Below are 26,614 nucleotides of genomic sequence, written 5' to 3'. Positions count from 1 at the left end.
ACCCGGTGCGTGCCAATGAGCCGGCGCGCACCATCGGCGCTTCAGCGTAGCCAGGCCGACCGTGAAGGGACGGCTGTCGCTGGCCCTCGCCCCTCCGCTACTCGCGCACGAAGCGCGCCGTGGCGCCATCGTCACCGCGCACGATGTAGAGGCCCGGTGCCAGGCCGGCCAGGCCGATCACCGCCTCGCGGTTCAGCGTGGCCGCCACACGGCCCGATGCATCGAGCAGCACTCCAGTGGCCGGCCGGTTGAGCGCGAAGGCCGCGCCGCCGGGCAGCAGCCAGCCCCGCAGCTCGGCCGCCGGCGCCGTGCGCTCGGGCGTACCGGTAACGGCATCGGCTTGCCACAGGCTGTAGGTGGTGGTGAAGGGGCCGAGCGGGCTGTTGATCGTATTGGTCACCACCTCCAGCACCGGCCAGGGCTCGCCCACCACGAACCATTGGTAGGAATCGATGTCCTGCTCGAGGGTGGCGAAGGGCGAGGCATCGCTCTGCGCGGCGGTGATGTGCACGCGCAGCGCATTCGCCACCGTGCCCCAGGGCATCTCCAGGGTGCCGTAGGCATCGGCCTCGCCGTTGTAGGTGCCGGTGCGCGTCACATCGAAACCGGCCACGTTGTAGGCGCCCGCATAGGTGTCGGTCCAGCTGTCGTCGTAGGTGAGCGGCCACATCAGCGCGCGGCGGGTGTCGGTGAGCGCCACCACGGTGCCCTGCTCATCGGTGCCCTGCACATAGAGGCCCGTGGCGTCCTGATCGCTGAAGGAGGTCACGTCCCACAGCTCCGCGATGGTGGCCTGCGGGAAGAGCGCGCCGCTGGCGGTGGTGGCGGGGTCCACCCATTGCACGGTGGTGGTGCTGTCAACGGCCAGCGCGGCGAAGTCCCAGGTCTGGTTGGGCCCCGCGGAGCCCGGGTCCGTGTAGGGGCTGTAGTTCAAGGTGAGGCTCTGGCCGATGGTGAAGCTGTTGGTGGCCTGGGTAAGGGTGGGCTGGGCGTGGAGCGCGGCGGCGCTGAGCACAGCGGAAGCGAGCAGGGTCATGTTCCGCATGGTGGCGATTTTCCGAAAGGTAGTCGGGCGTGGCGTACGCGGCGCTGACGGGGATCATGGGGGGGGCACGCCCCGATGCTTCTGCTCGTCAGGTCGCCTGCCCGTATGGGCGAAGACCGCGACCTTCGCAACGGATGCCCTTCCCCATGCTGCGCATCGTGCTCGTACTGATGCCTTTCGCCTGGATCGCGGGTGCCGCGGCACAGCACATCGGCGGCTACTCCGCTCCAGGGTCGGTCATGAATGCGCCGCCTACCCCGGAGTGGGCGAAGGCCTTGAGGAACTGCCCGTGCACAGCGCCCGGCAAGAACTTGGGCGATGGCTGGGCCATCCTTCCGCCGCTGATTCCCAACGCAACGTCAGACACGGTCACCTGTTACCGATCCTACCCCACGGTGAATGAGCGCGCGGTGCGGGCAGGCCAGAACTGCTGCTACGACCGAACCGGTGCGCTGTACAACCAAGGGCCTTCGGCCGGGCTGCCCGACAAGGTTGGAACCGGGATGGGTGAAGAAGCGGACGGAACGGTGATACTGGATCCTGATCTCCTCGATGCTCACCGGATAGAGGACTTGTTGCCGCGCGAACAAGCCGCCGCCATGCCGAATGGCTGGCTGGAGCGCCAGCGCTTGCATCCGCCGAACAGGGGAGCGCGGTGCAAGACGAACGGTGCTCTGCCCGCGATCATCGAAGCCGAGCGGAAGAGGATGTTCGACCCCCACCAAGGGCCTGCCAAGCGCTGATGACGGATGGGCTGCGGAGCCGGAGCACCGATCAGCGCGGCCGATCGATGCCACCGCTCCCATAGTACTCCTTCTCCGCGTGCTCCTTCATATCGCGGTTCCACCAGCCCCAAAGCCGGTAGCTGAACTCCAGCACGATCATGGTCCCGTTCGCGGGCATGTCCTTCGCGGGCCAGCTGAATGCCCAGGGCAGGCCCATGCGCTGGGCCTTGTAGATATCAGGAACGGCGCCATGGGCGGTACGGAAGCCCAGTGACAATCGAACAGGGGCGATCTGAACGCCGATGTCGAATTGCGAAACCGGCCGCATCCAGCCCTCTGCTGCAGTGACGGTGCTGATCTCCTGTGGGCCGAGGGTTCGGATCAAGGTAGCCGGCAACTCCATCCCATAGCCGGCCATCGCCCCGAAGTAGATGTCGCCCTTGCCGAGGCAGAAGCCCGCCATGCCCTCCACCGCCTGCGCGCGCGTGCGGATCCGGTTGAACCCGAGCAGTGCTGCGTCGGCATCTTCATAGGTGCGGTCGCCGTAGAGCATGAGCCCCTGCAGCCGCACATGGATCTGGAACAGCCGGTCGGGCATCACATGGAGGTCCACTCCCCCAGTGGGTCGCAGCAGCATCTCTGAGCCGCCGCCCCAGCCCACTACCGGCGCAACCGCAATGGTGCTCTGCACCATCCGACGCTCCCAGCGCTTCTGCAGCCTGGTTTGCGCTTCGTACTGGCGCTGGCGCGCCGCTTGGCGCTGCTGCGCCTCCTCGGCGCGCTTGAGCGCCTGCTGCGCATCGTGCTCGAACTGCTCACACGTGTTCCGGCCCGTGGCCATCTCCTGCAGGTCGAACTGCTCGCAGGGTATGCCTCCAGCACCCGCCGTGGTCCCGGCTTTCCCGAGGATGAGCTCCCGCAGGCCGGTGATGGGCAGGATGGCAACCGCCACGCGCGCATCCCGCAGGGTCCAATCCTCCAGGGTGATTCCCACCATTGCGCCCTCCTCATTGAATACCGGTGCACCGCTTGAGCCGCGCGTGGCGGGAACGGGACGGGCCTCATGCCTGCCACCGGACTCGCCCGTGTACGTGAGGATGCGCCGCAGGCTCGGCTCGAACTGGTCCCGCTCACTGGCTGGGCGGACGTCCATCACCACATGAAGCGGCTGGTCCTTGGTCAGTGGCATGGTGGCGATCCGCGGTGCCGAGGTTGCTGCTCCGAGGTACTGGCAGCGGTACAATCCGATGATGTAGCGCTCGTCCGCATCGATGCGGCGGACCAGGGTGGCGGTCGCCTTCCTGCTCCTGGCGAACAGGACCTCCGCTTCGGGCAGCAAAGGCGCAGCGGCTTCCTGCTGCCGCGTGGTAATCCGCACGAAGTGATGGGTCCCGTTGCGGGAGGCCACCACGGCGCCCAGCTGGCCATCCTCGAACTCCACCGCCGTGAGCTCGGTGATCGAGGGTTGAGCGTGCAGCGCCGACCACCCCAGCGGCAGGCTGACGGCAAGCAGGAGTCGGCAGCGCAGGTTGCGGGCTCGTTTCATCGCTTCAGGGTCTGGTATCGCTCCATGATGTATGCGATGTCCAGGCAGCGGACCTCATCGCTTCCACCGAGCAGCATGCCCACCACGCCTTGGTGGGAGATGATCGCCGAGCCCGAATCGCCCTGATCAGCGCCGGTCATCGCCGCCCAGAAATGGAGGCCGTTGCTTGAACGGGCCAGCAACCGGCCATCGAAACCGAAGGGCATGGGAACGTAGCCCGCGCGCAAAGCGAGCAACCACACCGGTGCGTCCATCGGTGCCTCGCGGCAGGGCGGGGCAGGCCGAACCGTGTAGCGTGGGGCGTGCACCTGGATGAAAGCAAGGTCCTCACGATCCAGATGGAGGAGGCGGTAGGGCAGTGGCGGCCCGCCATTGTAGAGCACGGCATGGCCCGGTGGCGCATGGCGCGAAGCCGTGTCCTGCACCACATGCCGTGCGGTGGCGACCACCAGCGAATCACCGCGCCGATCCACGATGAAGCCCGCGCCCACTTCCCGGCCTCCGTCGGCCGGCCGCTCGATGTACACGGCGCACCGCCGGTAGGCGAGCTCGTACTCCGGCGGCATCTGGGCCGCAAGTTCGCAGCCGAGCAGCGCAACGTACAGGGCGACGAGTGGCCTCATTTGCCCCGGTTGCCAAGTACGAGGTAGCCGAACACGGAAACCAGGATGGTGAGGAGGAAAGCGCGCCACTCCGCCGGCAGGTCCGCCACCTGCGCCGTCAGCCACAGGCGTCTCCGGTCCAGCTCCTCCGCCTGTCTCCATGCCTGCCCGGCCATCAGACCGAGGGCACGGCCCGTCTGGGTCACCTGCAGGCCCAAGCTGTCCGTGCGCAGGCAGAACGGGGCGCGGCCATCGAGCCGGATCGCCAGCGTGTCGTGCTGCAGGAGCTCGATGCCGCGCGTGTCGCCGGCACCGGTGACCAGGCTGGCGGCCAGCGTCGAAGCGCGGGGCATGTCCTCCGGGTTCAGCCAGTTCGACCGCACGAAGCGCACCGAATCCACCGCCAGGCAGGGCAGCTCAAGGTCCAGCCCGACGAGCTGGATCACATGGTACCCATTGCCCTCGGGGAGCAGCTCCACACCGCCGGGGAAGGTGGTGCTGTCACCGTCCCGCACGAGTGCTCCTCCGTGGCCGAGCAGGCTCACACTGAGGTCTTCCCGCCGTTCCTCTGCGGGAAGCATGCGCAGCAGGCTCGTATTGCCGTCGCGCTGCAACCGTATGAAGGTGCCTGCGGGTATCTTCAGGTGGCTGATCACGACCTCGCCGCCCGGTGCCGTGAGCACGAGGCGGCCGCGCTTGGGGAACGGCGTGCCGTACTTGTAGCTCCACGTGGTATCCACCACGGCGGATACCGCCCTTCGCACCCATGGCGCCCCTTCATCGCTCGAAATGGACAGGTCCGTGGTGGTGCGGAACAGCACCGAGCTGAACCGGCCCTTCAATTGGAATGTGGTGCTGGATTCCCTAGGGCGCAGCAGCAGCCCCACCAGCAGCATCAGTCCGCACAGCAGCAACAGCCTGTTGCGCAGCACGCGGCGCTGGCGCAGCTCCTTGTATACCGCCTCCACGCGCTGCAGGTGGGCGAACTCCGCTTCCCGCCGTGCGGCATCCGCATCGGGCTTCCGCAATGAGCGGGACATCCGGCGCCACAGCCGCTCACGCTCCTCGCGCAGCCGGCACCAGCCCCGCTCGGCGGCCCACCATCCGTGCACGCTGCGGCTGATCCGTCGCAGCCCCCCCTGCAAGCTCATTGCGCCGGCAATTCCTTGGGCAGGATCAAGGTGAACGACCGGTCCAGTCGCGCCTTCTCCTTGTCGGTCGCCGGGCCCTCCGCCTTGCTCTTCAGCTGCACCAGCACCATGCGCTCGGCATCGCGGCGCAGGCCCAGCGCAGCGACCGGTATCGCCACGGTCACCTCCCTGTCGTTGGCCAGCATGCCGCGCACCCCGCCTGTGTAGAGCAGCTTTTCCGTGGCCCCGTCATACACCTCCACGGCCATATCGCGCAGGGCGATGCGCGGCAGGAACTTCACGAACAGGCTATCGGGTGCGCCGATGCCGCCCTTGCGCAGGCGCGAGCTCACGCGCACCGGCACATAGGTCTCCTTCATGCCGGGCCGCCGCAGCACCACCCCCAGGCGGTCGTTCTTCACCTCGCCGTCCAGCATCACGTCCTTCACGGGTACGTATTTCGTCTCGCCCGGCCCGATCTCCATGTCGAGCCGATAGAAGCTCCCGCTCACCCGCGCACGCCCCGTGCATTCGAGCACTTCACAGCCCGCGATGTACGGGGCCATGATGGAGATGACCTCCGTGGCCGAGTAGTAATACGAGGGGATGCCCCGCGTCACGGACATCACCTCACCGTCCAATGCGGCCATATCGAGCTTGGTGAAGCCTTCGCATCGCTTCTCCTCGGCCGTTTGGCCCCGTGCCTGGTACTTCAGCGCGCCGCGATCGCCCTCAAAGGACTTGCACTGCGCAGCCGCCCCGCCGGCCGCAAAGGCCAGCAGCCCAACCACCGTGATCCGGGCCATCGCTTTCATTCCAGTTCGCATTTCCAGACCAAGATAGGCGGACGGCCCTTACGCTACGGCATTCGCAAGCCCAGATTGCCAAAGCCCCGGTACCGCACCCTTCCGCATGCGCTGACGCGCACCCCGCTTCCGCAGGCCGCCGCAGCACGACCCAGCCGGTCCATGATACCTCTCGCGCTCACCCTCCCACCGTGAACCGCCCCTTCCTCCTCGCCGTTGGTCTTGGCTTCTCCCTCGCCGCGCAGGCCCAATGCCTCATCGGCAACAGCAACGCCCCGGGCTCCGACCCCACCGATGCGGAGATCGGCCAGTCGTTCATGCCCACCTGCAACGGCCTCGTGGAGTATGTGGAGATCTACTGCCTGGAGGGCGGCACCAACCTGGCCGGCCAGCTGAAGATCTACGCCGGCAGCACCGTCACCAGCACGCCCATCCACACCCAGGCGCAGCCCGCCACAGCGGTAAGCGCCAACTCCTACCTGCGCATCTACCTCACCGAAGCGGTCACGGCCACGGCCTTCAGCCAGCTCACCTTCGAGCTGCCCATGAGCCTGGAGATCCCCTTCTCCGGCGGCAACCCCTACCCCGGCGGACGCATGTTCTACAACGGCACCAACGCCGCGCTCTACGCCAACAGCGACATCCGCTTCAACGTCTCCATCCTCGCCGACTGCGTGCCCACCGCCTCCTCCCTCGAGGCCTCGGCCTGCCTGTCCTTCCTCTCGCCCAGCGGGCAGCAATGGACCAGCAGCGGGCTCTACACCGACACCATCCCCAACGCGCAGGGCTGCGACTCCATCATCACCATCGAGCTGGAGGTGATCGACCTGGATACCGGCTTCACCGTGGACGGCGCCCTGCTCACGGCCAACGCCACCGGCGTGGCCTACCAGTGGCTCGATTGCGATGACGGCGGCACGCCGATCCCCGGCGCCGACCAGCAGAGCTACACGGCTGAAACAGCGGGCAGCTACGCCCTGCAGGTGAGCTTCGGCGGCTGCAGCCAGCAGAGCAGCTGCGTGTTCATCGCCAGCACGGGCCTGCCCGATCAGCCGGGCCCCGCCCCCTTGGCCATCGCCCCGAATCCGGCCTCGGGCCCGGTGCTGATCCACGCGCGCGCCGCAGGCCTGCTCCAGCTGCACGATGCCCGGGGCCAGCTGCTCCTGCAGCAGCGCATCCCCAGCGGCACCGCCACCCTCGCGGCACACCTTGCGCCGGGCGTGTACCTGCTGCGGCTGGAGGGCGCGCCCGGGGCGCAGCGGCTGGTGGTGGAGTGAGGGGGCGCGGTGCCCGGCACCCAGCCCACCGCGTTCGTGAACACCATCGCCGTGTAGCCCGATGGCCTCATCCTGCTGGGCGGCTTCTTCGGCGCCTTCGATGCGGAGGACCAGTTCCGCAACATCATCCGCCTCACGCCCGATGAGCTCAACTCCGTGCACGAGGCGCCCCACAGCCCCGCGCTGCGGCTGCTCACCGACCCCGCCACCGGCGCGCATCACCTGCTGCTGCCCCTGGCCGATGGCGCGCGCGCCACGCTGCGCATCCATGCCGCCAGCAGCCTGCTGCTGCACGAGCGCCCCATCACGGCCGCTCCGGAGCCCATCCGCATCGATGCGCCGCTGCCCGATGGGGTCTTCGTGGTGAGCGTGGAGCACCACCAGCAGCGGTATGTCGCGCGGCTGGTGAACAGTGCGCGGTAGCGCATATCCGGCGGCAACGCCGCACTGGGGAACGACCACGCGCAGGGGGTGATGCCTGGTGCGGATGGGGGAGCTGGGAAATCGGCAGGGACCATGAACGGGCCTTCGCCGGCCGAAGGTCCCGGTAGCGTGGAGAGCAATGGACTCGAAGGGTCGAAGCCAACCTAGCTTCGTTGCATGTGGCCGCCAGGCTTCGAACCCACTGACCAACTGGTGCTGCACACCACCACCGGACCGCTGGCCGTGCCGGTGTGCCGGCCGGTGTTCACCGCGTACACCGCGCCCACCGACCTCTGGACCTTTGGCCACAAGGCCCTTGTGGAGGCCAACGGCCAGCCGATGTTCGCGGAGTTGGCCATCCTGCGGGCCTTTGAGGCCGTGGGCTGGGAAGGAAGGTGGGTGGAGACCTACGGCAAGCCCCGCTTGCAACCCGGGCTCTGGCGGGAATGGAAGCCGGGCGGACCCGGCGCCCAGGAACATGTCCCCATCGAGGAGCCCGGGGTGAACGAGCGGCTCCACGCCATCGCCCAAGCCAACGGCGGCACCTACGGCGGCAGCTGGGATGTAGTGCTGTGGAAGAACGGGCGGCTGCTCTTCGTGGAAAGCAAGCGCTACGGCAAGGACCGCATGCGCGCCACCCAGGGACGGTGGCTGGAGGCGGCGTTGCAGTGCGGGTGCAGCGTGGAGGACTTTGTGGTGGTGGAGTGGGACCTCACACCCCCGGGAAGCACCGCTTCGCCAACTGCTGGCACTGCAGGATGAGCTTGCGGTTCTAATCCAGGTCCTTTCGCACGACCAGCAGGTTCGTTCATGTGGGGCTGATGACCTTGCCTAGCGCAAGCTGCTTGCTGGTGAATCCGCCATTCGGCGCATCCCTTGCTCAACAGGTTGTCATCGGCGTGCGGCCAGGGGTGAATGTCGAGAAGCGCTGGAGACAAAGCCATCCGTCTGATGTTGTTGAATAGATAATTTCACACTCATCTAATCCATTCCATGGAGGCTGGAGATCTGTTGGGGCTATTGATCCTGCTGGGTATTCCCACGGCCCTCATCGTTCTCATTGTCAAGCTGCGAAGAACGCGCAAGGAATTGGATGCCGTGGTCAAGGAGAAGGATCGCATCACGGTCCACCGGGATACATTGATCACGGAGAATGCGAAGCTCGAGGCAGAGAATGCGCTTCTCCGATCGGATAACCTGAAGATCCAACTGGAGCCGCATACCGTGAAGAACATCATGGGCCGGCTGCAGGCCTATTCGAGCAACCTGAGCCATGGTATGGACACGATGATCAAGACCATGGACTATGTGCTGTACAAGGGGGCCACGCATACGGTGAGCGTGGAGGAAGAGGTGGGCTTCATCCGCAGCTATGTGGACATGCAAGCGATCATCCGCAAGCAGCGGGATGGGCTGGATGTCATTGACGACAAGCTGGATAAGAACTCACGCTGGTACGCGCAGCCTTGCATCCCGCACCTTGTCACCGGCTACCTGTTGGAGAACGCCTTCAAGCACGGTGCGGTGGAGGACCCCGACTTTCTGCGGGTGGAGATCAGCCTTGTTGGCAATGAGTTCCGCATGGAAGTGTTGAACAAGGTCGGCAAGAAGTATGGGGATTCGACAGGAGGCATCGGCTTGAAGAACATGAAGGAGCGCTTGGAAAGCCTGCTGGATGGTTCGTTCCACATCGAGCATGGTCCAGTGTCTTCGGACATGTATCGTTCATCGCTCACCATCACGGTCAAGTCATGACGAAGCTGAGGGTTGCCGTCCTTGAGGATGACGAGCAAGTGTTGGACCAACTTGTCCGGTGGCTCAAAGGCATGGAGAACGTGGAGGTGGTCACGGCCACCGATGATGTCATCGAGTTCAAGAGCCGGGTGCGAACCAAAGCGCCTGATGCGCTCCTGCTCGATATTGAGGTGAAGACGGATAAGCGTGCTGGCCTGGACTTGGCAGAGGAATTCGCGATACCGGTGCTTTTCACCAGTGCACACACCCGGGAGCACCTTGATACGATCGAACAGATTCAGCGCATACGAGAGCATATGCCGGTTGAACATCTTACCAAGACCTATACTGAAGCTGGACTCAAGCAGGCCGTCAGCAGGCTGATGCGCCTGATCCATGCGCTCGGCTTGGACAAGCCCATCCCGATCAGGCTGAAGCGCAACGGTGAGGAGATCTTGGTGCCGCCGGATCGAATCGTGTTCATCGAGGTGCATCCCGATGCCAAGGAGGCCGCTTCGCAGAACAAGCGGATCCACTTCACGGACCGCCCGCCGGAGACCTTGGCCAACATCACCTTGGAGAAGATGGTCGGGACCACATTACCGGATCGGGTGTTTGTTCAGATCTCCAGCAAGTGCGTGGTGAACAGAAGGTGCATCATTCAGAAGGGTACAGATGGTTTGAAGGTTGAAGCAATTGATGAATCGGGCAAGCTCGTCCGTCACTTGTTGAAGGTCACGGACACCTATCGGGGGCGGTTGGGCTGATAGCACCGTCATCCATTGCCCCGAACAGGGCACTTATTGCCCGGTGGAGTTCGCGAGCGATTGACGGCATTTGCTTGGCATGGCGAGGCGCAAACCTCAAAGCCATGTACCCGAACATCCTTCAGACCGTAGAGCGCAAGCTCCAGCAGGAATTCCCCAACGCCACCTGCATACCGGACCTTCTCGAGCATGCCTCTGAGGCCCTCCGGGCCGAAGAGCTCAACTACGTCCGCCACGTGGTGGTGAACGTGGGGGAGCGCTACCTCGATGATGCCGGCAAGAAGTATGGATCCCAGTTGATCGAACAGGGGTTCCTGGTACCGGACAACCATTTCCAGACGAAGGGGCACCGCCTTCCGAATGAGCATATCCGGAAGACCCTGCTGGTAATCCTGCTCTTCACCCCGCGCCATGTCGTGCGCATCCGCTTGGATGAGGAGGGCAAGCTCAAGCGCGAGGTCTTCCTCTACATCCGCGACATCGTGCAGGTGATGTGCGTGCGGAACCGTGTGCTCCGCGTGCAGCATCGGGGTGGCGAATTCAGCTTCCAGATCCTCCTGCCTTCCTACCGCGTTGCCGTGCAGCTCCATGAGTTCATCGACCGCAAGCGCCATGCGTTGCTCACCCAGCGCCAACGCGCCTGAACTTCCATCATTCCTGTAACCCGAAGCACCCATGAACACCACCGATTTCCTCACCGACATAAGGACCACCCTCATGGAGAAAGGCCACTTGCATCTGCCCGCGCTGCCCTACGGCGACTTCCGGGAATCCATCCGAGAGCTCGGCACCATCATCCAACGCACCGAGGTGCGCGTGCGGCCCGAGAGCAAGGCCATGGTCACCTCGCCGCGCTCGCTGGACCTGCATACCGATCACCATGCCGCACGCTACATCGCGTGGTACTGCCACCGGCAGAGCGAACAGGGTGGGGAGAGCCTGCTGCTGGATGCCCGTGCCGCCTTCGACCGCCTTGCACCTGAGCACCGCGACCGCCTGTTCACGCTGGAACTGCACGAGCACAAGGTCTTTCCGGAGGACCCCGGCAGCTGGCCCTTCGTGATGTACGACCAAGGCCGACTGCGCTTCTACTACTCCTTCTGGCTCACCAACCCCAGCGACCGCGACGATCCTGCCTACGGGGCCTTTCAGAATGCCCTGCGGGCCATGCCTCGCCTGGAACTGAAGCTGCGGCCCGGCGATGCACTGATCATCGACAACCACCGCATGCTCCACGGCCGCAAGGCGATCGGACCCGATGGCGATCGCTACCTGGAGCGCTTCTGGATCAAGTGATCATCCACCTGCCAACCTACCAACCCCATGAGAAGATGAACCCGGTGCCCCCAGGCTCAGCGCCATGCCCTTCTGGGCGGCGTGCGGGGAATCAGCATGAGCCACGGACAGACGTCCATAACGACGAGCAAGAACCACGGGCCAACGCCCACAATACCCCCAACGACGATGAAAGCGCATTTGAAGGAAGCCTATAACGTGAACCTGCCCGAGCCCCTGACGGCCGAGCGCATCTCGCACCTCATCCATGACAAGGGCATCGACCCGGCCGTTGCGGCGATCGACCTGGAGATGGTGAAGACCAAACTGATGGAGACCGAGGAGGGCCTTGGTTGGACCCGCGAACAGTGCGAGGCCAACGAGGTGGAGTACAAGCGGTACCTGCACCTGTGCAAGCTGCACGGCAAGGGCATGGTGCCCACCAAGGTCATCGACCAGTTCTGGCACTACCACATCCTCGACACCCGCGCCTACCACGAGGACTGCCAGCAGGTGTTCGGCCACTACCTGCACCACTTCCCCTACCTGGGCATGCGCGGCGAGGAGGACGAACGCCAGCTGGAGGCCGGCTTCAACCGCACCGCCCGCCTCTACAAGGAGGCCTTCGGCGAGGAGATGACAGCACCCGATGCCACCGATTGCTGGCACGACTGCAGCGGCCGCTGCTGGCACGAGTGCTCGAGCAAGTGAACGAGCCGGCCCGCAGAAGCCGATTAATACCCCTTCATCCCACGGACCGGGCGCAGGGATGAGGGTATGAGACCCGGGGCAACAAACTCAACAACTTGTTCCTCATGAGCAAAGGAGGAAACCAAGGTGGAGGCAACAAGGGCGGCGGAAGCCCCCGGCCTGCCTACCCGGCCAACAAGCCGAGCACCGTACCCCATGTGCCTTCGGGCCCTGGGCGGAGTAACGCACCGGCCAAGAAGTAACCGACCCGCACTACGAAGCACGGAGCCCCCGACGGATGCGTTGGGGGTTGCGTGCATTACGGCACGTGCATGCCCTCACACCCCCGCAAAGAACCGCTTGGCCATCTGCGGCACCACGATCAGCCCTGTGGCCTCCTCCCCGTACGCCTGCAGCGCCGCTCGCGTGGCGGCCCGATGCGCCACGTACGCGCACAGCGCGGCGTCCACCTTGTCGATGTTGGTGAGGGCCGTGCGGTCGATGCCCAGGCGGTCCAAGAGCGCGCGGCGTTGTTCCCGTTTCTTTCGCGCCGTAGCATTCACGCCCAGGAATTGATGAGTGATGGCGTGCGGGAAGGTCTCGATGCAGTAGTGCGTACGGCCTGGTGAACGTGGATCGCGCACGGGGTGCGTAGGGGCAAGAGCATCATACAGTGCCATGCCTTTCAGCATCCAATGGTAGAAAGGCCTGTCGGCGGCGGTAGCCTTGGTGGGCGTGGCGAAACAGAAGATCCTCCGCTCCATGAGTTCGCGCTCGGCCAGTCGGCATCGATCGGTCATGCTCCAGCCGCAGGGCGCATCGATGGCGATCACCGTGGCGCCCATGTCGCGCACGCTCCAGTGCGCGAGCTCTGCAATGTCCTTGCTGGCGAGCGTGGCGTGGTAGCGGCCGCCCGCAAGCGCCACGGCGTGGAAGCCCTTGGTGGGGCCGCCGACGTCGATGCCGACGACGATGGGGTCATTCGCCATGATAACCTGAAAGGAAGCGTTACATTATCTCCATCTCAAGAGAACAGATCGTTCTCAAGGAGCTTCATGTACTTGTTCGCGTAAAACATGTCAGGCTCGTGCCTGGCTGCTCTGCTGCGAATCTCAAACTGCGGGTCCAGCTTGTTGGTGTTGTCGAACAAGATAAGTCCGATCCCAAAAACAAGAGCTAAGCTGTCCAGTCTATCAATGTCGTCTTGACGCGATTGTCTTGGCACTACGATATAAGAGCGATGACTGAAAAGCCGATAGGCGCAAGCCTGGCCAAAAGCGGTAATCAAGCCGTTGCCATCAACCTTGATCTCAGCGGATACGATCTCAATGGGGAACTTGAGCATGTCGCTCTCCTTGGGGCGTTTGATACCAACTACATCCGGAGTCCCCCACTTGTCCTTGAACTTGTTGCCCCCAACCTCCAAGGCCTTTGTGCACTCTTCCAATTCCGTTGTGATCCAATTTGCGAACGGTCCGTAAAAATCTTGCTCCTTGATTTTGGACTTGGGTTTCTTTGCCTCTTTGGTGATATCGTACTCCCGGAGTCGGAACAGTCCACGTGAAGGCTTGACCACTTGAGGGTGGTCGCCAAGGACATAAACGGAGCCGTGAATGGTTCCGTCGGGGGTGCCCTTGAACTTCTCTACGACCAAGCGTTTGAGTTCACTGAAGCGCAAGCCATCAGGATGAGTCTTTAACTGCTGTAAGCAGTAGTCCGCGATCTGATCACGTATCGGCTTATTCGTGCGAGGCATGTTATCCGTTGTTGATTCTGCGTTCAATTCATCACCCCTTCTCCCACCACCTCACCACTTTGTCATCCACCGTGCGGTAATCGATGCCCAGGGCGGCGAAGTACTTCTTGGCCAGCTTGATCTTGCGCTTCTCGTGGCCCCATTGCAGGTTCTCGATCTGCGTGGTGCCCTTCGTTTCGCGCACGAGCTCCATCAGCACTTCGGGCTTCTGCTCATCCTCGCGCAGCACACCCCAATCCGGGTTGTAGTCCTGGATGATCTTCGGCATGTTGATCTTGAAGCCGGCTGGGAACTTCAAATAACCCTTCACCTTGCCATCCCCGTTCAGGCGTAGTTGTACGAAGTGCTTCTCCACGTCGCTGTCCACCTGCACCCAGTCGTACATACTGGCGTCTGAGCCCTCGATCAGCTCCTTCTGCGCGTACTTCTTCTCCGGCGGGAACATCGCCTCCAGGTCGGCATCCTGCTTCTCCTTCTTCAGGTGGTACTGCACGCGTTCGGCGATGTGGTCGGCGAGCAGGTCGCGGATGGTGCGCACGAACACCCCGCTGAAGCCCTCGGGGTTGCGGAACACCCACTGCTTCTTGTCCGGGTGCATCCGCTCGAAGATGGTGCGGATGGTGCGGCGCGTCAGCTTCGTTTCCTGCGCGGCGCGGTCGATGAGGTTGAAGACCGGATGCGTAGCCTGTGCCTCCAGGCGGGTGCTCGGGGTGTTGCGGTTCTCCTCACGCACCTGGAACTGGTGCTGCTGCCCCACGGCCAGCTCGCCCTTGTCGCCAAAGAGCACGCGGGCTTCATTGCCCTCACCCTCGATGGCCACGAGCTTGTAGCCCTTGAGACGCGGCTCGTTGAGCTTGCGGGCCAGTTCATCGCCGGTGCGGAACCACTGCGTGCTGCTGCGGCTTTCACCTGCGGTGTTGCTGATGCTTACGTCCAGCTTGGCCAGCCCCGCGCTGACTTGCATCAGCTCTACGCTGATGGTGCTCATCACGAACTCCCCGCGGGTGACCACGATGTGCGGTTCGGGGAACTGCTCGGCGTTGAGCTTGGCCACGCAGGCCTCCACCACGGCCTCCGGTTCCACCAGGATCTCGTATTCCGCCTGCTGCATCAGCTTGTCCCAGAAGGCGCGGAAGGCCTTGCTCTTGTACACCCTCTCGTTCCGCTTGGCGGCGTAGCGGCGCGCGTTGGTGGGCTTCGGGGGGGCCAGCTGGCCGGCCTCGGTGTACTCCTTCTGCAAGGCATCGGCGAAGCGCTCGTAGCTCTCGTTGGCCACCACGGTGAGCACGTTGACCTGCTCGCTCATCACGCGCTGACCGCTCTGGTCCACCGCCAGGCGCAGGCCCCGGCCGATCTCCTGCCGCTTCTTGGCCTCACTGGTGGTCTGGTTCAGGGTACAGATCTGGAACACGTTGGGGTTGTCCCAGCCTTCCTTCAAGGCGCTGTGGGCGAAGATGAAGGCGACCTTCTCGTCCAGGTTCAGCAGGCGCTCCTTGCCTTTCATGATCAGCTCGTACGCCGCCTTCTCGGCCTCCTGATCGGCCTTCGTCTTCTCCTCCACCTCGATGGCCGTGTCCACGAACTGCTCGGCCTGGCCACGTGCGGCTTTCCGCTTGGCGAAGTAGGCCTCCCGAACCTCCTCGGCCTTCCATCCCTTCCAGTACGGGTAGTCCTTCTTCAACTTCTCAAAGGCCTCGTCGAACAACCGGCGGATGAGGCCGTCGGTGGCCACGTAGTTGTCCACCCGGTCGATGAAGAAGAGGGAGAGCACCTTGATGCCGGAGGCGAGGAGGGCCTTCTGCTTGTCGAAGTGGTGCTTGATGGTCTCCTCGATCTGGGTGCGGAAGATGTCCTCCTTTTCCTGTGCGTTGCCGTGGTCGCGCACGTTCACCTGGTCGCCGTTCGAGAAGAGGAGGACGCCGGTAGTTTGGCTCACTTCATCAATGATCAAACCCTTGTATGCGGGATTGCCGGTCTTGTCGAACAGATCATCACCCTTCTTGAATCGCAGGACCACCCGTGTGGGCTGACCCTTGATCAGACTGGTAACATCCGCTTCCACCTCGGGCCCCACGCCAGTTCTGCGACCTGCACTCACGAAGCTGAAGCTGAACTGCTCGTTGTTGTACTGGTACTGCTCAGTGACACCCACCACCTCGATCTTCTTCACCAACCCTTGCTGGAAGGCCTCCAGCGGCCCCAAGCGGTAGAAGAGGTTCTCGCGCTTGCCGGGCGTGGCGCTGTAGTTGATGGCCAGGAGCGGTTTCAGTGTGCGCAGGGCCTGGCGCGCGCGCTTGCTCTGGTAGTTCTGGCTCTCGTCCAGGATCAACACAGGCCGCACGGCCTGGATGTACCGGTAGGGCTTCCATTCCCCCTGCAGCTTCTCGGTGGCCTTGTAAACGTTATTGCTGGCCTTGTTGAAACTGTCGACGGTCATCAACAGCACCTCCACCTTGTCGCTCGTGGCGAAGTCGCGCAACTGGCTGATCTGCCCGCTGTCATACTGGATCAGGTGCGTCACTTCATTGCTATAGAGGCCCTTGAAGTGCTCGCGCATGGTGTCGAAGCTCTTCACCACGCCCTCGTAGATGGCCACGCTGGGCACCACGATGATGAACTTGCGCAGGCCGTACTGCTTGCGCAGCTCCTGGATGGTGCGCAGGTACACGTAAGTCTTGCCGGTGCCGGTCTCCATCTCCACCGTGAACACGGGGTAGCGGTGGGCCTCGCCTTCCACACCTGGCACGTCCAGCAGATCGCCATCGTCCACGTCCAGGGTCATCGTCTCCTGGATCAGCTGGGCGGGCTCCAGCCAGTCACGCTGGCCGCGGCGAACGGCGTTCAGGTTGTCCAGCAACCAGTCCTCGTCCAGCTGGTAGGCGGGTGGGATGTTGCCCACCACATCGTTCTGCAGACCGAGCTGGCCGCTCTCGCTCAGCGCCTTCTTGTACAGAGCACTGTCGAACTGCGGCAGGCCCTCCAGCAACTGCGCGGTGCATTCGACGGCGCGCAGCTGGTGCGGCTGGCTCGGGTCGAAGTGGAGCTTGATCACCTTGCTCATACGCTGGCCTTGGGAATGGTCAACATGACCTCATCATCTCCAAGTAGCCGGTAGGTTGCCGGCTTGCCTGACAATTGCTCCGTGCGCTTCACGATCAGGCCGGCCCCTTCGCCGCGCCGATCCATGTAGGTACTGCGCGATGTGTTCCCTTTCAGCCTTTCATCCACGGGCACCTTGCTCAAGAGACTCGCAAGTGTATCGTTCCGTGATACCTGCCTGAACAAGATCGAATCCAGATCAAGCGTGTTCACCAAGGCACCCGGGACATAGAGCTCCAGGCGATCACTGAACATCTTCAGGCGGACCTTGGCTCCTTGAATGGTGTAGTCCCGGTGGACCACCGCGTTGACGAAGGCTTCGAAAATGGCCGTGGTATCGTACTCCGGCTTGTCAGTTCGTCCGGCCTCTTTTGTGGCCGCGACCTTGGAGTTCCGACGCACGAACTGCATCGCCCCGACGATCTGTTGATCCAAGGGTCCGGTGATGTCCTCTGCATCCACCTGATAGGCGGCTTCGCCACCTGATGTGACCGCATCTGCCCCGGAATAGGCAACGGCCTGAATGAAGGCTCCCTTGTGCCAGACCTTGGGGGTCTTGGAGCACATCAGCACGCCGGAAAGAGTGGGGTGCCAAGCCCTTTCTTCATCCTGCCCGAGGATGCCCAGCTTGCGCAGGAAGTCCTCGACGCTGGTGTCCGAGCGGTCAGTCCTGAAACGCTCGTAGAGGTCTTTGTCCAGGTCCCCGAGGCCGGCCTCATGCACCAGGAACTCGTCAAAGCGCACCACCCGCGCTTGCGAGCGCTGCATCTGCATGCGCAACTTCAGCTCAGCGCTCATCTGGCGCTTGCTGCTCCCGATGCGTGTAAAGGTGCCTCCTGGGCTTTCGTGCACGAACAGGCTGCGTGTGATCTCTAGTTGCAGGATAGCACGAAGCTGGCCCGATGAGTCTGGTAGCTCCCGCCTGTAGATGTCCACCGTTTCTAGCGCCGGCCTCAATTTGTCCGCGCAGATGTTCTTCACGGCATTCTCCAGGGCCTCGAGTTTCTCCTTGGCAATACCAACGACCTCCTTCGTCTTATCATCCACGCCGAGTATAAGAACACCACCCCGTTTGTTGGCGAAGGCAGCGATCTCGTCAGCGAGATCATCCGGCCTTGGTCCAGTAAGCCTGTCCCCGCTCAGGCGGACCTCCTTCCATTCCACTTCACTGTCCTCGCCGAGCCGAATTCGATCCAGCAGTTCTAAGGCTGTGTACTTCATTCGGTAGCGCCGATCAAGCGTTGATATCTGTTCTCAAATGCTTTCTTACCGCCCTCCATCACACGGCAGACCAAGTCGCGCAGAGCGCTGTTCTGCAAACTCTCGGTGAGTTGTAGATGGCATTGGTCGCGGAATTCCATAACGTGTACTGCTTCCGCATCTCCATTTACCACGATGTTGGCATCGTGCGTTATCACGATGATCTGTCTTCGCTGCTTATTCTCGCGGATGCCTTGAACAACCAGATCGAAGACCACCTGATTGTCCAAGTCATCCTCGGGCTGATCGAGGATGATAGGTTCCTCACCATACGAGAGCAAGAAGGCGAGCAGGGCCGCTGATCTTTGGCCGGCCGAACCGGTTTTCACATCCTTCCAACGCTGTCCACCTTCTCGTGAGGTCGCGTTATACTCCACGGCAATGCCATCCTCAGGATACCACGACTCGATCCGGTCAAAGAACTCCGGTCTCTCAGCGGCCATTTTGATGATCCTGTTGTTCAACCACCCCGACCACTTCGAGTTGCGCTCACCCCGTGCAACGCGCAGGAGTTCGTCCTTCAAGGTATCCAAGCGACGCAAGAACTCGGTCATCCGAGCTTCCAATTCGCCGGGGAGTGCATTGTAGAGCTCGGCAGCCATCGCGGTCAGGTCATCGCCGAAACCATCGCCTTGGAGGTCTAACCATTCCCGCATGTTGCGCACCAAGTGTTCCATCTCGTCGCCAAAGGCCACCACCTGCATGCGCACGAAGCGGTTGTCCTTGAGAACCTCAGTGAGGAATCGGGCCCTTTCACGCGACAAGGTCAGGCGATGGCTCCGCAGTGCCCGAATCGCCGCTGCGCGCATACCATCCAATCGGTGCAATTCAACCTTGACCTCCTCTAATCGCTTCAGTTGTCCCTCCACCACATGGCGCTGTTGCACCAGTTGACCGAATTGCTCGGGGTCGTTAACCCCTGAGGCTCGCAATCGATCGATGAGCTGCTCGTGGGCTTCCCGAGCAGCCTTGACATTAGCGGCCCATTCCGACTCATTCAAGACCTTCTGTGCCATCCGGCCTTGTGTAGCCAGCAGCTCGCGCGCTTCCTTCAATTTAGCCTTGGCGCTATTAACGGCCTGCACCAAACGCTGGTAGGTTTCAAGCACCTCGGCCTCGGCGGAAGAATCAGCTTCGAACACCCCTTCGGCCATGTCGCTAAGACCGATACCCTCTTCCAAGCGTTGAATGTCAGTGCCGATGGCATCCAGTTCGCTGAAAAGTGACTGTACCTCGCGACTTTGGCGACTCTGGCGCTGGAATTCCTTTAGGATGCGTGCATGGTCAGAACCCTCGAACTGAGCAAGCTTTCGTCCAATGTCTTCGAGCTGTGCCTTTAGTCGATCTTCCTGGGCCAACTGGGTGCCCTGCTCACGCCGATTTGCACTGATCGCGAGGAATTGAGCATTGCGTTCATCTTGCTCCGCTTGCCATTTCAGGCGGTCGATCGCTTCGTCCACATAACCCAACAGCCCACCTCTACCGTTCTCAACAAGCTCGGCCAGCTGGTCCTGGCTCACCAAGGTCACTTTGAAGCGGTCCCGGACCTCTTGACTCCCGGCCCGCTTCACAGTACCCTCCGGCTGTACTTCATCCACCAAATGGTCCTTGGTGCCGCCTTGGCTGCTGATCACGAACTCCGTTCCGTTCAACCAGTAGTGCACCTTTAGCAGCGCATTGGTCCTCAGAACCCCGTCGCCGTTCCGGCTGGTTGAAGGCTTCATGAAACTGCTGAAGGTTGCCCACGGCCGGCTGTTCTCTCCACCAAGATCAATCGGTTTGTTACGCGCCAAAGCCTGCCGGACAAAATGGACGAAGCTGCTCTTCCCCGTACCACGGTCACCAATGACCGCGTTGAGCCATGGGCTCAATGCCAATTGCACCGGCGCGCCATTGCCCATCACCTTGGTACCGTTCACCTCCACTCGAGTGATCAATCGGTCCGGTGTCCGGTTGCGCTCCGCGACCGAAGCGGGATCTAGGATACGAGATACGCTGAGCGCCCCATCCAGTAAAGCCAACCGCAACCCATCGATCGTGGGCCGACCCATCTTGATCCAGGTCCAACGCCTTCCTGGATAGTTGTTCACGGTCCGGCCTTGGTCATCCGGATGATGCGCATCGCTACCAACGATCGGGGTCCAGTGCAGCTTCCGCTCCGTGTAGAGCGACGGCCAAACGATGGGTTCGGCCAACAACTCGATGCCCACCACGCTCTCAATGTCAAGAAAGGGACGCAGGTCGTTGCCGTGCAGTTCGTGAAAGATGCCCTTGGTATTGTCGGCATGGGCCGGAATGAACAAGCCACCACGGCGATGCACCTCTGCGGCGATCGCCGTCGGGGAGTTCAAACAAGCGCTGTCGGAATCGCCTCGGGTGCCATTGAATTGCGCATAGCCAATGATCCCCTCCACATCCGCACTGCCTTTGTCTGGGTCCAGCAGGACCAAGGCATGAATACGCCCGATGGACAACTCCACTCCCGGAAAGATCACCAGCGGTCTGTACCCTGCCGGTTGCGTGTCATCAAGATGCGCCAGTGCCGTTTTCAGCTGATCGATCCACGCCCCGGAGTTGTGGTCGGTCACACCCACACAATCGATACCGGCCCGCATGTAGTCCAACAACCAATCCTGCGGTGTGCGCGCCTTCAGCGCCGCCTGGTTCGGGCCGGCTCCATAGTCCGCTGAAGCCGGCGTGTGGTTGTGCAGGTCGCACTTCCACCAGCGTGCGCCGGGGTAGGGCCATTGGGTAGGGTTGATGCCTGCGCTCATGTTCGTTCCGTATACAGCTCCAAAGGTCGCTCAAAGCCTCAGATCGTCTTGATCATCCCCTTGTCGCTCAGCCGCAACTTGCTCTGGTCATCAATGGCCGTGTCCAGGCAGATGAAGATGTCGCCATCCTCCAGCTGCAGGTCCTTGATCGTCTCGGGGGCCACCTTCTTGTCCAGGCACACCAGCAGGCGGTGGGCGTGCCACTCGTGGTGGATGCGCTCCACACGGTTCTTCTTCAGCTCCTTCACGGCCTCCACCCGGCTATCGAGCGGGAAGCCCTCCAGCAGCATCACCTCGGTGCACAGGCCCTCCCAGGTCCAGTCCTTCACCAAGGGGCTCTCGGCCTCGGCAAAGGCCTTCTCCAAGGCGGTGAGGTCCGCACCCTCCACATCGCGCCAGGCGCGGAAGTGGCTGTGTGTCATAACATAAGACCGCACACCTATGTCAAAGTCTTTCTTGCCCTTTGAAAGAGATTTCGATGCCCGTTTTATACGATCCAGTGTAAGCTCGGAGATTGTGCCAAAACCTAACTTCTTTGCGTTGGCGCCACTTTCCTCCTTCTCATTCACAGGTTCATGCATCTGAACCACTATGAATTGTCGCGCACCAGCGCCTTCGCTCATCATCCGATAACAGGCATGAGCAGTTGAGCCAGACCCTCCGAAAAAGTCTAGGACAATATCACCCGCCTTGCTCCCAACGTGGAAAAGTGATGACAATAGTTGAGTCGGCTTGGGGTTATCAAAAATCTTTACTCCGTCATAGAGTTCTTCAAGCTCAGCAGATGCATCCTGATTACTGCCGTACTCCTCATGTCGCAGGAAATTGATGGCAGACTGACCGCCTTCCATGGCTTCCGTCAGGTAAATCTTGATACGAGGAACCCCAGCACCTTCATCAGTCCAGTGTACCCGCTTCTCCTTGATAAGGTCCTTGAAGGATTCCTCATTACCGTACCATACCTCAGTGTACTTCTTGCCGGTCGGTGTTGTTATCGTGTACCTCGAACCGCCCCGACCTTTAGCGGCCTTCCAAGGATTAGATGTCCATGGCCCTTTGGGGTCATTATCAGGATTCTTGTATTCGGCACTCCGCTTTTCGGTTAGCGGCACCCCTTGGAATCCGCCTTGCGTTTTTAAGGCCTCGGAGTTTCGAGCGAAGACTACTATGTGCTCAGCCACTTTGCCAATCATCTTCGTCTTGTCATTCGGCTGATTGTGCCTTCTGCGCCACGTCACAAGCGCTTCCTTGTTTTCATCGCCAAAAACCTCTGCCATCAATGTTACTAGGTGGTGCACCTCGTTGTCGTCAATGCTCACAAAGATCACCCCGTCATCGCGCAGCAGCTGGCGTGCCAGGCGCAGGCGCGGGTACATCATGCTCAGCCACTTGCTGTGGAAGCGCCCGTCGGCACGAGTGTTGGTGGTCAGGGCCTTGCCCTCCTCGTCCACCTGCCCGGTGCGGCGCAGGTACTCCTCCAGCGGCTCGGTGAAGTCGTCCTCGTACACAAAGTCGGTGCCCGTGTTGTACGGCGGGTCGATGTAGATCATCTTCACTTTGCCGGCATAGGCCTTCTGCAACAGCTTCAGCACCTCCAGGTTCTCGCCCTCGATGAACACGTTGCGGGTGCTGTCCTCGTTCACCCCTTTGCCGGGCTGCGGCACCAGGGCCCCCTTGCTCGGGGTGCCGGCCATCTTGCGCGCTTCGCGCTTGCCGGGCCAGTTGAGGCCGAAGTGCTCGGCGTTGGCATCGTCGTCCTCCAGGTGCTCACCCAAGGCGGCACGCAGGGCCTCCCAGTTCACCCGGCCATCGGCAAAGGCTTCGGGGGCGATGCGCTTGAGCTCGGCGAGGCGCTCGTCGGTGAAGGTGAAGGAGGGGCGGAGTTTGGTGTGGGACATGGGGATCAATGCGGACTGCGAAAGTCGGGTTCAGGGTTCATTCGATGGAGCTTCAAGGTTGCCATCCACCCAGTCGTTCTGCTCGGCATCGGGTACCGGGTCGCTGAAGTACTTGGCGGCGCTGCGGTCGTTGGCGGTACGCTTTCGCGCCCAGCCCCGGTAGCTGCTGCAACTGAAGCGGGCATCGCAGTTGCGGCACACCCGGGTGGCGAAGCGGCGCTTGCCACCGCCTTCCAGGTCCTCTTCGGTGCGGGGTGGGAACTGCTTGCCCTCGATGGCATCCACCACCTCGCCGAAGCTGCCCAGGGTCTCCTCCAGGCGGCCTTGGTCAAAGGGCAGGACGATGAGCGGGTCCCAGCGCTCGAACTCGAAGAGGAAGGCGGGCATGTCGCCCCGGCGCCAGGCATCCTTCATGGCCCGCGGGTATTGGGTGGCGATGATGGCCGTGTGGTGCAGGGGCTGGCGTTGCAGGTTCTGCCAGATGTGGGCGTACACGTTGAGCTGCTGCTCGTAGCTGGCGGGGTTCTGGCGCACGTACTCCGGGTCGTGCGTCTTGATGTCGTACAGCCAGGTCTCGTCGCCCTCCTGCACCACGTCCACCACGCCTTCGATGGTGAAGCGGCGGCCCTGCGGTGTGCGCTGCTCGGGCAGGGCCAGCCGCACCTCCGTGCGCGTGACGTTCTCGGCCACGTGCTTCATCTTGCGGTAGTAGAAGAGCACCTGGTTGAGGGCCTCCTGCTTCAGCTCGTTGGTGAGCACCTGGCCGCTCTCCATGCGGAGCAGCTCGTAGTTGCGCTCGAAGTGGTCGCGGATGCGCTCCTCCATCGGATCGCCGGCGGGCTTCTTCTTAGTGGCCATGGCGTTGGGCGATGAGGAATTGGTGGAGGTCCTCCACGGTGCGGTGCACCAGGTGGCCGAACAGCCGGGTCTGCTGGCGGCTGGGCACGAAGCCGTACTTGTCGAAGATCATGTACTGCCGCGGGCAGGTGAGGTAGCTGGTGTAGTCGCCCGTGAAGCTGTAGGCCTTGCCCATGTCGTCCACCTCGGCGGTGGCGGGTGGCAGGGTGGCGATGTCCAGATCGTGCAGCTTGGGCAGTTGCAGGTCGCGGAAGCATTTGAGGGGTGGGAAGACGTGCCCGCCCTTCTTGTCCACGAACACCAGCAGGTCCTTGGCGCGGCTCAGGGCCACGTAGAAGAGGCGCATGGCATCGAACTCGGCGTGGCGATCCAGGGGCTCGCCTTCCTTGCCCAGCATGTCGCGCACGGCCACCTCCAAGGGGGAGGGCTCGCGCAACCGGCGCCCCATGTTGCCCAGGATGACCACCTTGAACTCCAGCCCCTTGCTCTGGTGGATGGTGAGGAAGGGCACGCGCCCGCGCGGGAAGGGGTCGTCGTCGTTCTCGTACTCGCTCTCGCCCAAACGCCACAAGGCATAGCAGTACTGGCGGAAGAAGCTGTTGGCCAGTCGCTCCTCGTGCATGTACCAACCGGTGAGGATGGCGGTGAACTCATCCTGGTAGCGACCGATGTACTGGCTCAGGAGCCCGAGGTTGCAGATGGGGCCTTCGTCGTAGTCCTCCCGCGTGCCGTCCTCCGCCAGCTGGAACCACGACCGCAAGGGAGCGAAGCCAGCGAGCTGGTAGAAGAGGTCGAGCACGTTCCAGTCCAGCGCCGTGGTGCGGTTGAGCACGTAGGTGAGGGTGAGCGGGTTGCCCGCCTTGGCGCGGTTGGCCACCATGTCGCGGAAGTACTTGCTCGTGAGCGCCTTGATGGCGCGCGTGCTGAGGTTGGTGGCCTTGGTGAGGGCGGCCACATGCTCCAAGGTGCAGGCATCGCTGGGTGCCCACTTCTTCTTCTGCAGCACCTTCTGCAAGGCGGTGAGGTCATCGGCGGCCTGCTGCTTCTCGGCCTTGCGGTCCTCAATGAAGGCCTTCAACTGCTTGTCCTTGTCCACGTATTCCATCGCTTCCTTGCGGCAGCGGCTTAGCCAGGCGCGGAACCGCTGGTAGCTGGGGCTGTTCCACTCCGGCTCGTGCGGTGTGCCGATGATCAGGCGCAGTAGCCCCATCACCACCGTGGCCTCCTCGGTCTCCAGGAAGCGACCGGCGCGTGGCGCGTACACGGGGATGCCATGTACTTGTAGGGCATCCCGCATTCCGGTCACCGCCCTGTTGGGCACACCATTGTAGGGGCGCACACTCGGGAAGAGCACGGCCACCTCGTTGTAGTCGTTGATCTTCTTCTGGACCTTGAGCTGCTTGATGAAGGCCGCCAGCTCCGCGTACACAACCTCAACATCCTGCTTCTCCGTGACCACCACACTGGGCAGCGGATCCTTGCGGTGGGCCTGGATGTTCTTGTTCTGCACCCGGTAGTGCCCCTGGCCGCTCTGCTTGCGCCAGTCGATGCGGTCGATGAAGTGCGTGTACACATCCACCACCTGGCTGCGTGAGCGGTAGTTGATGTCGAGGTCAATGCGCGTGGGCTCCACGCCGAGGCGCTGCACACAACGCTCGGGGAACTGAACGAGGTTCTCCACGGTGGCTCCGCGGAAGCGGTAGAGGGCCTGGTCATCATCGCCCACCACCGTGAGGTTGGTGCTGCCGCCCGCGAGGTGGAAGAAGAGGTCCTCCTGGATGGCGTTGGTGTCCTGGTATTCGTCCACGATCACGTGGTCGAAGAGGCGCGTGCCCTCCGGATGGGCCTGCAGCACCTGCAGCGCCTTCTGCTGCAACAGGGACAGGTCCACCTTCTGCACCTCGTCCTGGTTCAGCCAGTTCATGTAGGCCGCATGCACCTCGCGGATCAGCTTCCAGTCATCATCGCAGGCCAGCTCCCGCTCGGGTAGGATGCTCTCCTCGGCGAAGCGGTTGAAGGCCTTGATGGCGCTGAGCACAGCGAGGTGCTTGCTCCCGTTGTCGGCATCCTCGATGGTCTTGTTCAGGAAGCGCTGCGCATCCTCCGGTTTCTCCTTGCCCAAGGGGGCCACTAGATGGTTCCACGCGCGACGGGTCACCTGGAAGTACTGCGTCAGCTCATCCAGCAACACCACGGGGTTGGGGCGTGCTCCGGGTGGTGAGAACCGCCGGTCGGTGATCATCTGGCGGCAGATGCTGTGCACGGTGCCCACCGCCATGCCGCTGATGTCGTAGTGCCGGCCGGTCTGGCTGGTGGCGATCGCGAGCAGGTAACGCAGGCCTTCCTTGAGCTGGTGCGCGGCTTTCTCGGTGAAGGTGCTCAGGAAGATGCGCTCGGGTGGCACCTCCTTGCAGACGAGGAGGTTGACGGTGCGCCAGAGGAGCACGCGCGTCTTGCCCGAGCCGGGGCCTGCGGTGAGGAAGAGCGGGCCGGCCTCGTGGAGGATGGCGCTGCGCTGGCTGGGGTTGGGGGTGAAGCCGACGGCGGAGAAGAGGGACTGGAGGAGGTCGGGCTTCTTGGCCATGGCTCAGGCAAGGGGGCTTGTGGCTTGATGGCCTTGAGGCCTGATGGCCATTGGCCTTTCCGCTGCGCGGCCTGTGCCTGCAGCCTCGGGCTTATCGGCCATGGGCTTTTTGGCCTGTCGGCTTACAGGCCTGCTGGCCTCTTGGCCTCCGGCCACCAAGAACCAAATCGCCATTCCCCTCGAGTCAGTGTCCCTGAGTAAGGCCTCGATGCGCTCGCGGGCCTGCTGTTCGGGGGTGAGGGGGGCCATGGGGCGCTCAATGTATAAACCCCTCTTCACAAATCCCGTCTCAGCCCGCGCGATCCCTTGCTGCGCGCTGCCTTTCGTGAAACTGGCGCCTGCGCACTGCCGATGCGCGCGCTACA

22 protein-coding genes are annotated in these 26,614 nt (G+C 62.6%); 9 read left to right on the top strand and 13 right to left on the bottom strand.

Annotated features, from left to right (window positions below):
- Positions 1-97: 97 nt before the first annotated feature.
- Complete coding sequence (locus QY325_13735) at positions 98-1,045, bottom strand: hypothetical protein (protein WKZ65817.1); 948 nt, start codon at positions 1,043-1,045, stop codon at positions 98-100.
- A gap of 134 nt (positions 1,046-1,179) precedes the next feature.
- Here QY325_13735 and QY325_13730 point away from each other — a divergent pair, with 134 nt between their 5' ends.
- The gene (locus tag QY325_13730; GenBank protein ID WKZ65816.1) at positions 1,180-1,788 is read left to right on the top strand and encodes a hypothetical protein; all 609 of its coding nucleotides are present in this window, start codon (positions 1,180-1,182) and stop codon (positions 1,786-1,788) included.
- 31 nt (positions 1,789-1,819) lie between these two features.
- Here the strand turns inward: QY325_13730 and QY325_13725 are convergent, their stop codons facing one another.
- From QY325_13725 to QY325_13710, 4 genes are read right to left on the bottom strand one after another with little or no spacing between them, the layout of a single operon-like run.
- The gene (locus QY325_13725; GenBank protein ID WKZ65815.1) at positions 1,820-3,316 is read right to left on the bottom strand and encodes a hypothetical protein; all 1,497 of its coding nucleotides are present in this window, start codon (positions 3,314-3,316) and stop codon (positions 1,820-1,822) included.
- On the bottom strand, positions 3,313-3,939 hold the full coding sequence (locus QY325_13720; GenBank protein WKZ65814.1) for a serine protease: 627 nt from the start codon (positions 3,937-3,939) through the stop codon (positions 3,313-3,315). Before QY325_13720 ends, QY325_13725 begins: the two co-directional genes overlap by 4 nt.
- A complete protein-coding gene (locus tag QY325_13715) occupies positions 3,936-5,069 on the bottom strand; it encodes a hypothetical protein (protein WKZ65813.1) in 1,134 nt (377 codons plus the stop codon). Before QY325_13715 ends, QY325_13720 begins: the two co-directional genes overlap by 4 nt.
- Positions 5,066-5,863: a hypothetical protein gene (locus QY325_13710; GenBank protein ID WKZ65812.1), complete on the bottom strand. Its 798-nt coding sequence runs from the start codon at positions 5,861-5,863 to the stop codon at positions 5,066-5,068. Before QY325_13710 ends, QY325_13715 begins: the two co-directional genes overlap by 4 nt.
- A gap of 182 nt (positions 5,864-6,045) precedes the next feature.
- On the opposite strand from QY325_13710, the gene QY325_13705 reads away from it, so the two are divergent.
- The 8 genes from QY325_13705 (at position 6,046) to QY325_13670 (ending at position 12,041) form a co-directional block, all read left to right on the top strand.
- The gene (locus tag QY325_13705; protein WKZ65811.1) at positions 6,046-7,131 is read left to right on the top strand and encodes a T9SS type A sorting domain-containing protein; all 1,086 of its coding nucleotides are present in this window, start codon (positions 6,046-6,048) and stop codon (positions 7,129-7,131) included.
- A 156-nt stretch (positions 7,132-7,287) separates the two neighbouring features.
- Positions 7,288-7,554: a hypothetical protein gene (locus tag QY325_13700; GenBank protein ID WKZ65810.1), complete on the top strand. Its 267-nt coding sequence runs from the start codon at positions 7,288-7,290 to the stop codon at positions 7,552-7,554.
- Between the two features lie 177 nt (positions 7,555-7,731).
- The gene (locus QY325_13695) at positions 7,732-8,316 is read left to right on the top strand and encodes a hypothetical protein (protein ID WKZ65809.1); all 585 of its coding nucleotides are present in this window, start codon (positions 7,732-7,734) and stop codon (positions 8,314-8,316) included.
- Between the two features lie 231 nt (positions 8,317-8,547).
- A complete protein-coding gene (locus QY325_13690; protein ID WKZ65808.1) occupies positions 8,548-9,309 on the top strand; it encodes a histidine kinase in 762 nt (253 codons plus the stop codon).
- A complete protein-coding gene (locus QY325_13685; GenBank protein WKZ65807.1) occupies positions 9,306-10,055 on the top strand; it encodes a hypothetical protein in 750 nt (249 codons plus the stop codon). Before QY325_13690 ends, QY325_13685 begins: the two co-directional genes overlap by 4 nt.
- Before the next feature lie 104 nt (positions 10,056-10,159).
- Positions 10,160-10,699: a hypothetical protein gene (locus QY325_13680; GenBank protein ID WKZ65806.1), complete on the top strand. Its 540-nt coding sequence runs from the start codon at positions 10,160-10,162 to the stop codon at positions 10,697-10,699.
- A 31-nt stretch (positions 10,700-10,730) separates the two neighbouring features.
- Entirely contained in the window at positions 10,731-11,351 is a 621-nt protein-coding gene (locus tag QY325_13675) for a TauD/TfdA family dioxygenase (GenBank protein ID WKZ65805.1), read from the top strand.
- Positions 11,352-11,519: 168 nt separating this feature from the next.
- The gene (locus tag QY325_13670; protein WKZ65804.1) at positions 11,520-12,041 is read left to right on the top strand and encodes a hypothetical protein; all 522 of its coding nucleotides are present in this window, start codon (positions 11,520-11,522) and stop codon (positions 12,039-12,041) included.
- A 317-nt stretch (positions 12,042-12,358) separates the two neighbouring features.
- Here the strand turns inward: QY325_13670 and QY325_13665 are convergent, their stop codons facing one another.
- From QY325_13665 to QY325_13630, 8 genes are read right to left on the bottom strand one after another with little or no spacing between them, the layout of a single operon-like run.
- Positions 12,359-13,009: a DUF429 domain-containing protein gene (locus QY325_13665; GenBank protein WKZ65803.1), complete on the bottom strand. Its 651-nt coding sequence runs from the start codon at positions 13,007-13,009 to the stop codon at positions 12,359-12,361.
- A 35-nt stretch (positions 13,010-13,044) separates the two neighbouring features.
- Entirely contained in the window at positions 13,045-13,776 is a 732-nt protein-coding gene (locus tag QY325_13660; protein ID WKZ65802.1) for a hypothetical protein, read from the bottom strand.
- 31 nt (positions 13,777-13,807) lie between these two features.
- On the bottom strand, positions 13,808-16,837 hold the full coding sequence (locus QY325_13655; protein WKZ65801.1) for a DEAD/DEAH box helicase family protein: 3,030 nt from the start codon (positions 16,835-16,837) through the stop codon (positions 13,808-13,810).
- A complete protein-coding gene (locus QY325_13650; protein ID WKZ65800.1) occupies positions 16,834-18,096 on the bottom strand; it encodes an ATP-binding protein in 1,263 nt (420 codons plus the stop codon). Before QY325_13650 ends, QY325_13655 begins: the two co-directional genes overlap by 4 nt.
- Complete coding sequence (locus tag QY325_13645) at positions 18,093-20,909, bottom strand: hypothetical protein (protein ID WKZ65799.1); 2,817 nt, start codon at positions 20,907-20,909, stop codon at positions 18,093-18,095. The genes QY325_13650 and QY325_13645 overlap by 4 nt, the downstream gene beginning before the upstream one ends.
- A gap of 38 nt (positions 20,910-20,947) precedes the next feature.
- Entirely contained in the window at positions 20,948-22,807 is a 1,860-nt protein-coding gene (locus tag QY325_13640; GenBank protein ID WKZ65798.1) for a DNA methyltransferase, read from the bottom strand.
- Positions 22,808-22,837: 30 nt separating this feature from the next.
- Entirely contained in the window at positions 22,838-23,665 is an 828-nt protein-coding gene (locus QY325_13635; GenBank protein ID WKZ65797.1) for a PD-(D/E)XK nuclease family protein, read from the bottom strand.
- A complete protein-coding gene (locus QY325_13630; protein WKZ65796.1) occupies positions 23,655-26,249 on the bottom strand; it encodes an ATP-dependent helicase in 2,595 nt (864 codons plus the stop codon). The genes QY325_13635 and QY325_13630 overlap by 11 nt, the downstream gene beginning before the upstream one ends.
- Positions 26,250-26,614 lie beyond the last annotated feature (365 nt).

Source organism: Flavobacteriales bacterium (assembly GCA_030584065.1).
Taxonomy (GTDB): domain Bacteria; phylum Bacteroidota; class Bacteroidia; order Flavobacteriales_F; family PHOS-HE28; genus PHOS-HE28.
Note: the sequence above shows the minus strand (reverse complement) of the source record. Positions and strands in the feature narration are given on the sequence as shown.

Excerpts from the sequence above, each read along its gene's own strand:
- QY325_13735 (WKZ65817.1), bottom strand. The coding sequence starts at position 1,045 with ATGCGGAACATGACCCTGCTCGCTTCCGCTGTGCTCAGCGCCGCCGCG.
- QY325_13730 (WKZ65816.1), top strand. The coding sequence starts at position 1,180 with ATGCCCTTCCCCATGCTGCGCATCGTGCTCGTACTGATGCCTTTCGCC.
- QY325_13725 (WKZ65815.1), bottom strand. The coding sequence starts at position 3,316 with ATGAAACGAGCCCGCAACCTGCGCTGCCGACTCCTGCTTGCCGTCAGC.
- QY325_13720 (WKZ65814.1), bottom strand. The coding sequence starts at position 3,939 with ATGAGGCCACTCGTCGCCCTGTACGTTGCGCTGCTCGGCTGCGAACTT.
- QY325_13715 (WKZ65813.1), bottom strand. The coding sequence starts at position 5,069 with ATGAGCTTGCAGGGGGGGCTGCGACGGATCAGCCGCAGCGTGCACGGA.
- QY325_13710 (WKZ65812.1), bottom strand. The coding sequence starts at position 5,863 with ATGAAAGCGATGGCCCGGATCACGGTGGTTGGGCTGCTGGCCTTTGCG.
- QY325_13695 (WKZ65809.1), top strand. The coding sequence starts at position 7,732 with ATGTGGCCGCCAGGCTTCGAACCCACTGACCAACTGGTGCTGCACACC.
- QY325_13690 (WKZ65808.1), top strand. The coding sequence starts at position 8,548 with ATGGAGGCTGGAGATCTGTTGGGGCTATTGATCCTGCTGGGTATTCCC.
- QY325_13685 (WKZ65807.1), top strand. The coding sequence starts at position 9,306 with ATGACGAAGCTGAGGGTTGCCGTCCTTGAGGATGACGAGCAAGTGTTG.
- QY325_13680 (WKZ65806.1), top strand. The coding sequence starts at position 10,160 with ATGTACCCGAACATCCTTCAGACCGTAGAGCGCAAGCTCCAGCAGGAA.
- QY325_13675 (WKZ65805.1), top strand. The coding sequence starts at position 10,731 with ATGAACACCACCGATTTCCTCACCGACATAAGGACCACCCTCATGGAG.
- QY325_13670 (WKZ65804.1), top strand. The coding sequence starts at position 11,520 with ATGAAAGCGCATTTGAAGGAAGCCTATAACGTGAACCTGCCCGAGCCC.
- QY325_13665 (WKZ65803.1), bottom strand. The coding sequence starts at position 13,009 with ATGGCGAATGACCCCATCGTCGTCGGCATCGACGTCGGCGGCCCCACC.
- QY325_13660 (WKZ65802.1), bottom strand. The coding sequence starts at position 13,776 with ATGCCTCGCACGAATAAGCCGATACGTGATCAGATCGCGGACTACTGC.
- QY325_13655 (WKZ65801.1), bottom strand. The coding sequence starts at position 16,837 with ATGAGCAAGGTGATCAAGCTCCACTTCGACCCGAGCCAGCCGCACCAG.
- QY325_13650 (WKZ65800.1), bottom strand. The coding sequence starts at position 18,096 with ATGAAGTACACAGCCTTAGAACTGCTGGATCGAATTCGGCTCGGCGAG.
- QY325_13645 (WKZ65799.1), bottom strand. The coding sequence starts at position 20,909 with ATGAGCGCAGGCATCAACCCTACCCAATGGCCCTACCCCGGCGCACGC.
- QY325_13640 (WKZ65798.1), bottom strand. The coding sequence starts at position 22,807 with ATGTCCCACACCAAACTCCGCCCCTCCTTCACCTTCACCGACGAGCGC.
- QY325_13635 (WKZ65797.1), bottom strand. The coding sequence starts at position 23,665 with ATGGCCACTAAGAAGAAGCCCGCCGGCGATCCGATGGAGGAGCGCATC.
- QY325_13630 (WKZ65796.1), bottom strand. The coding sequence starts at position 26,249 with ATGGCCAAGAAGCCCGACCTCCTCCAGTCCCTCTTCTCCGCCGTCGGC.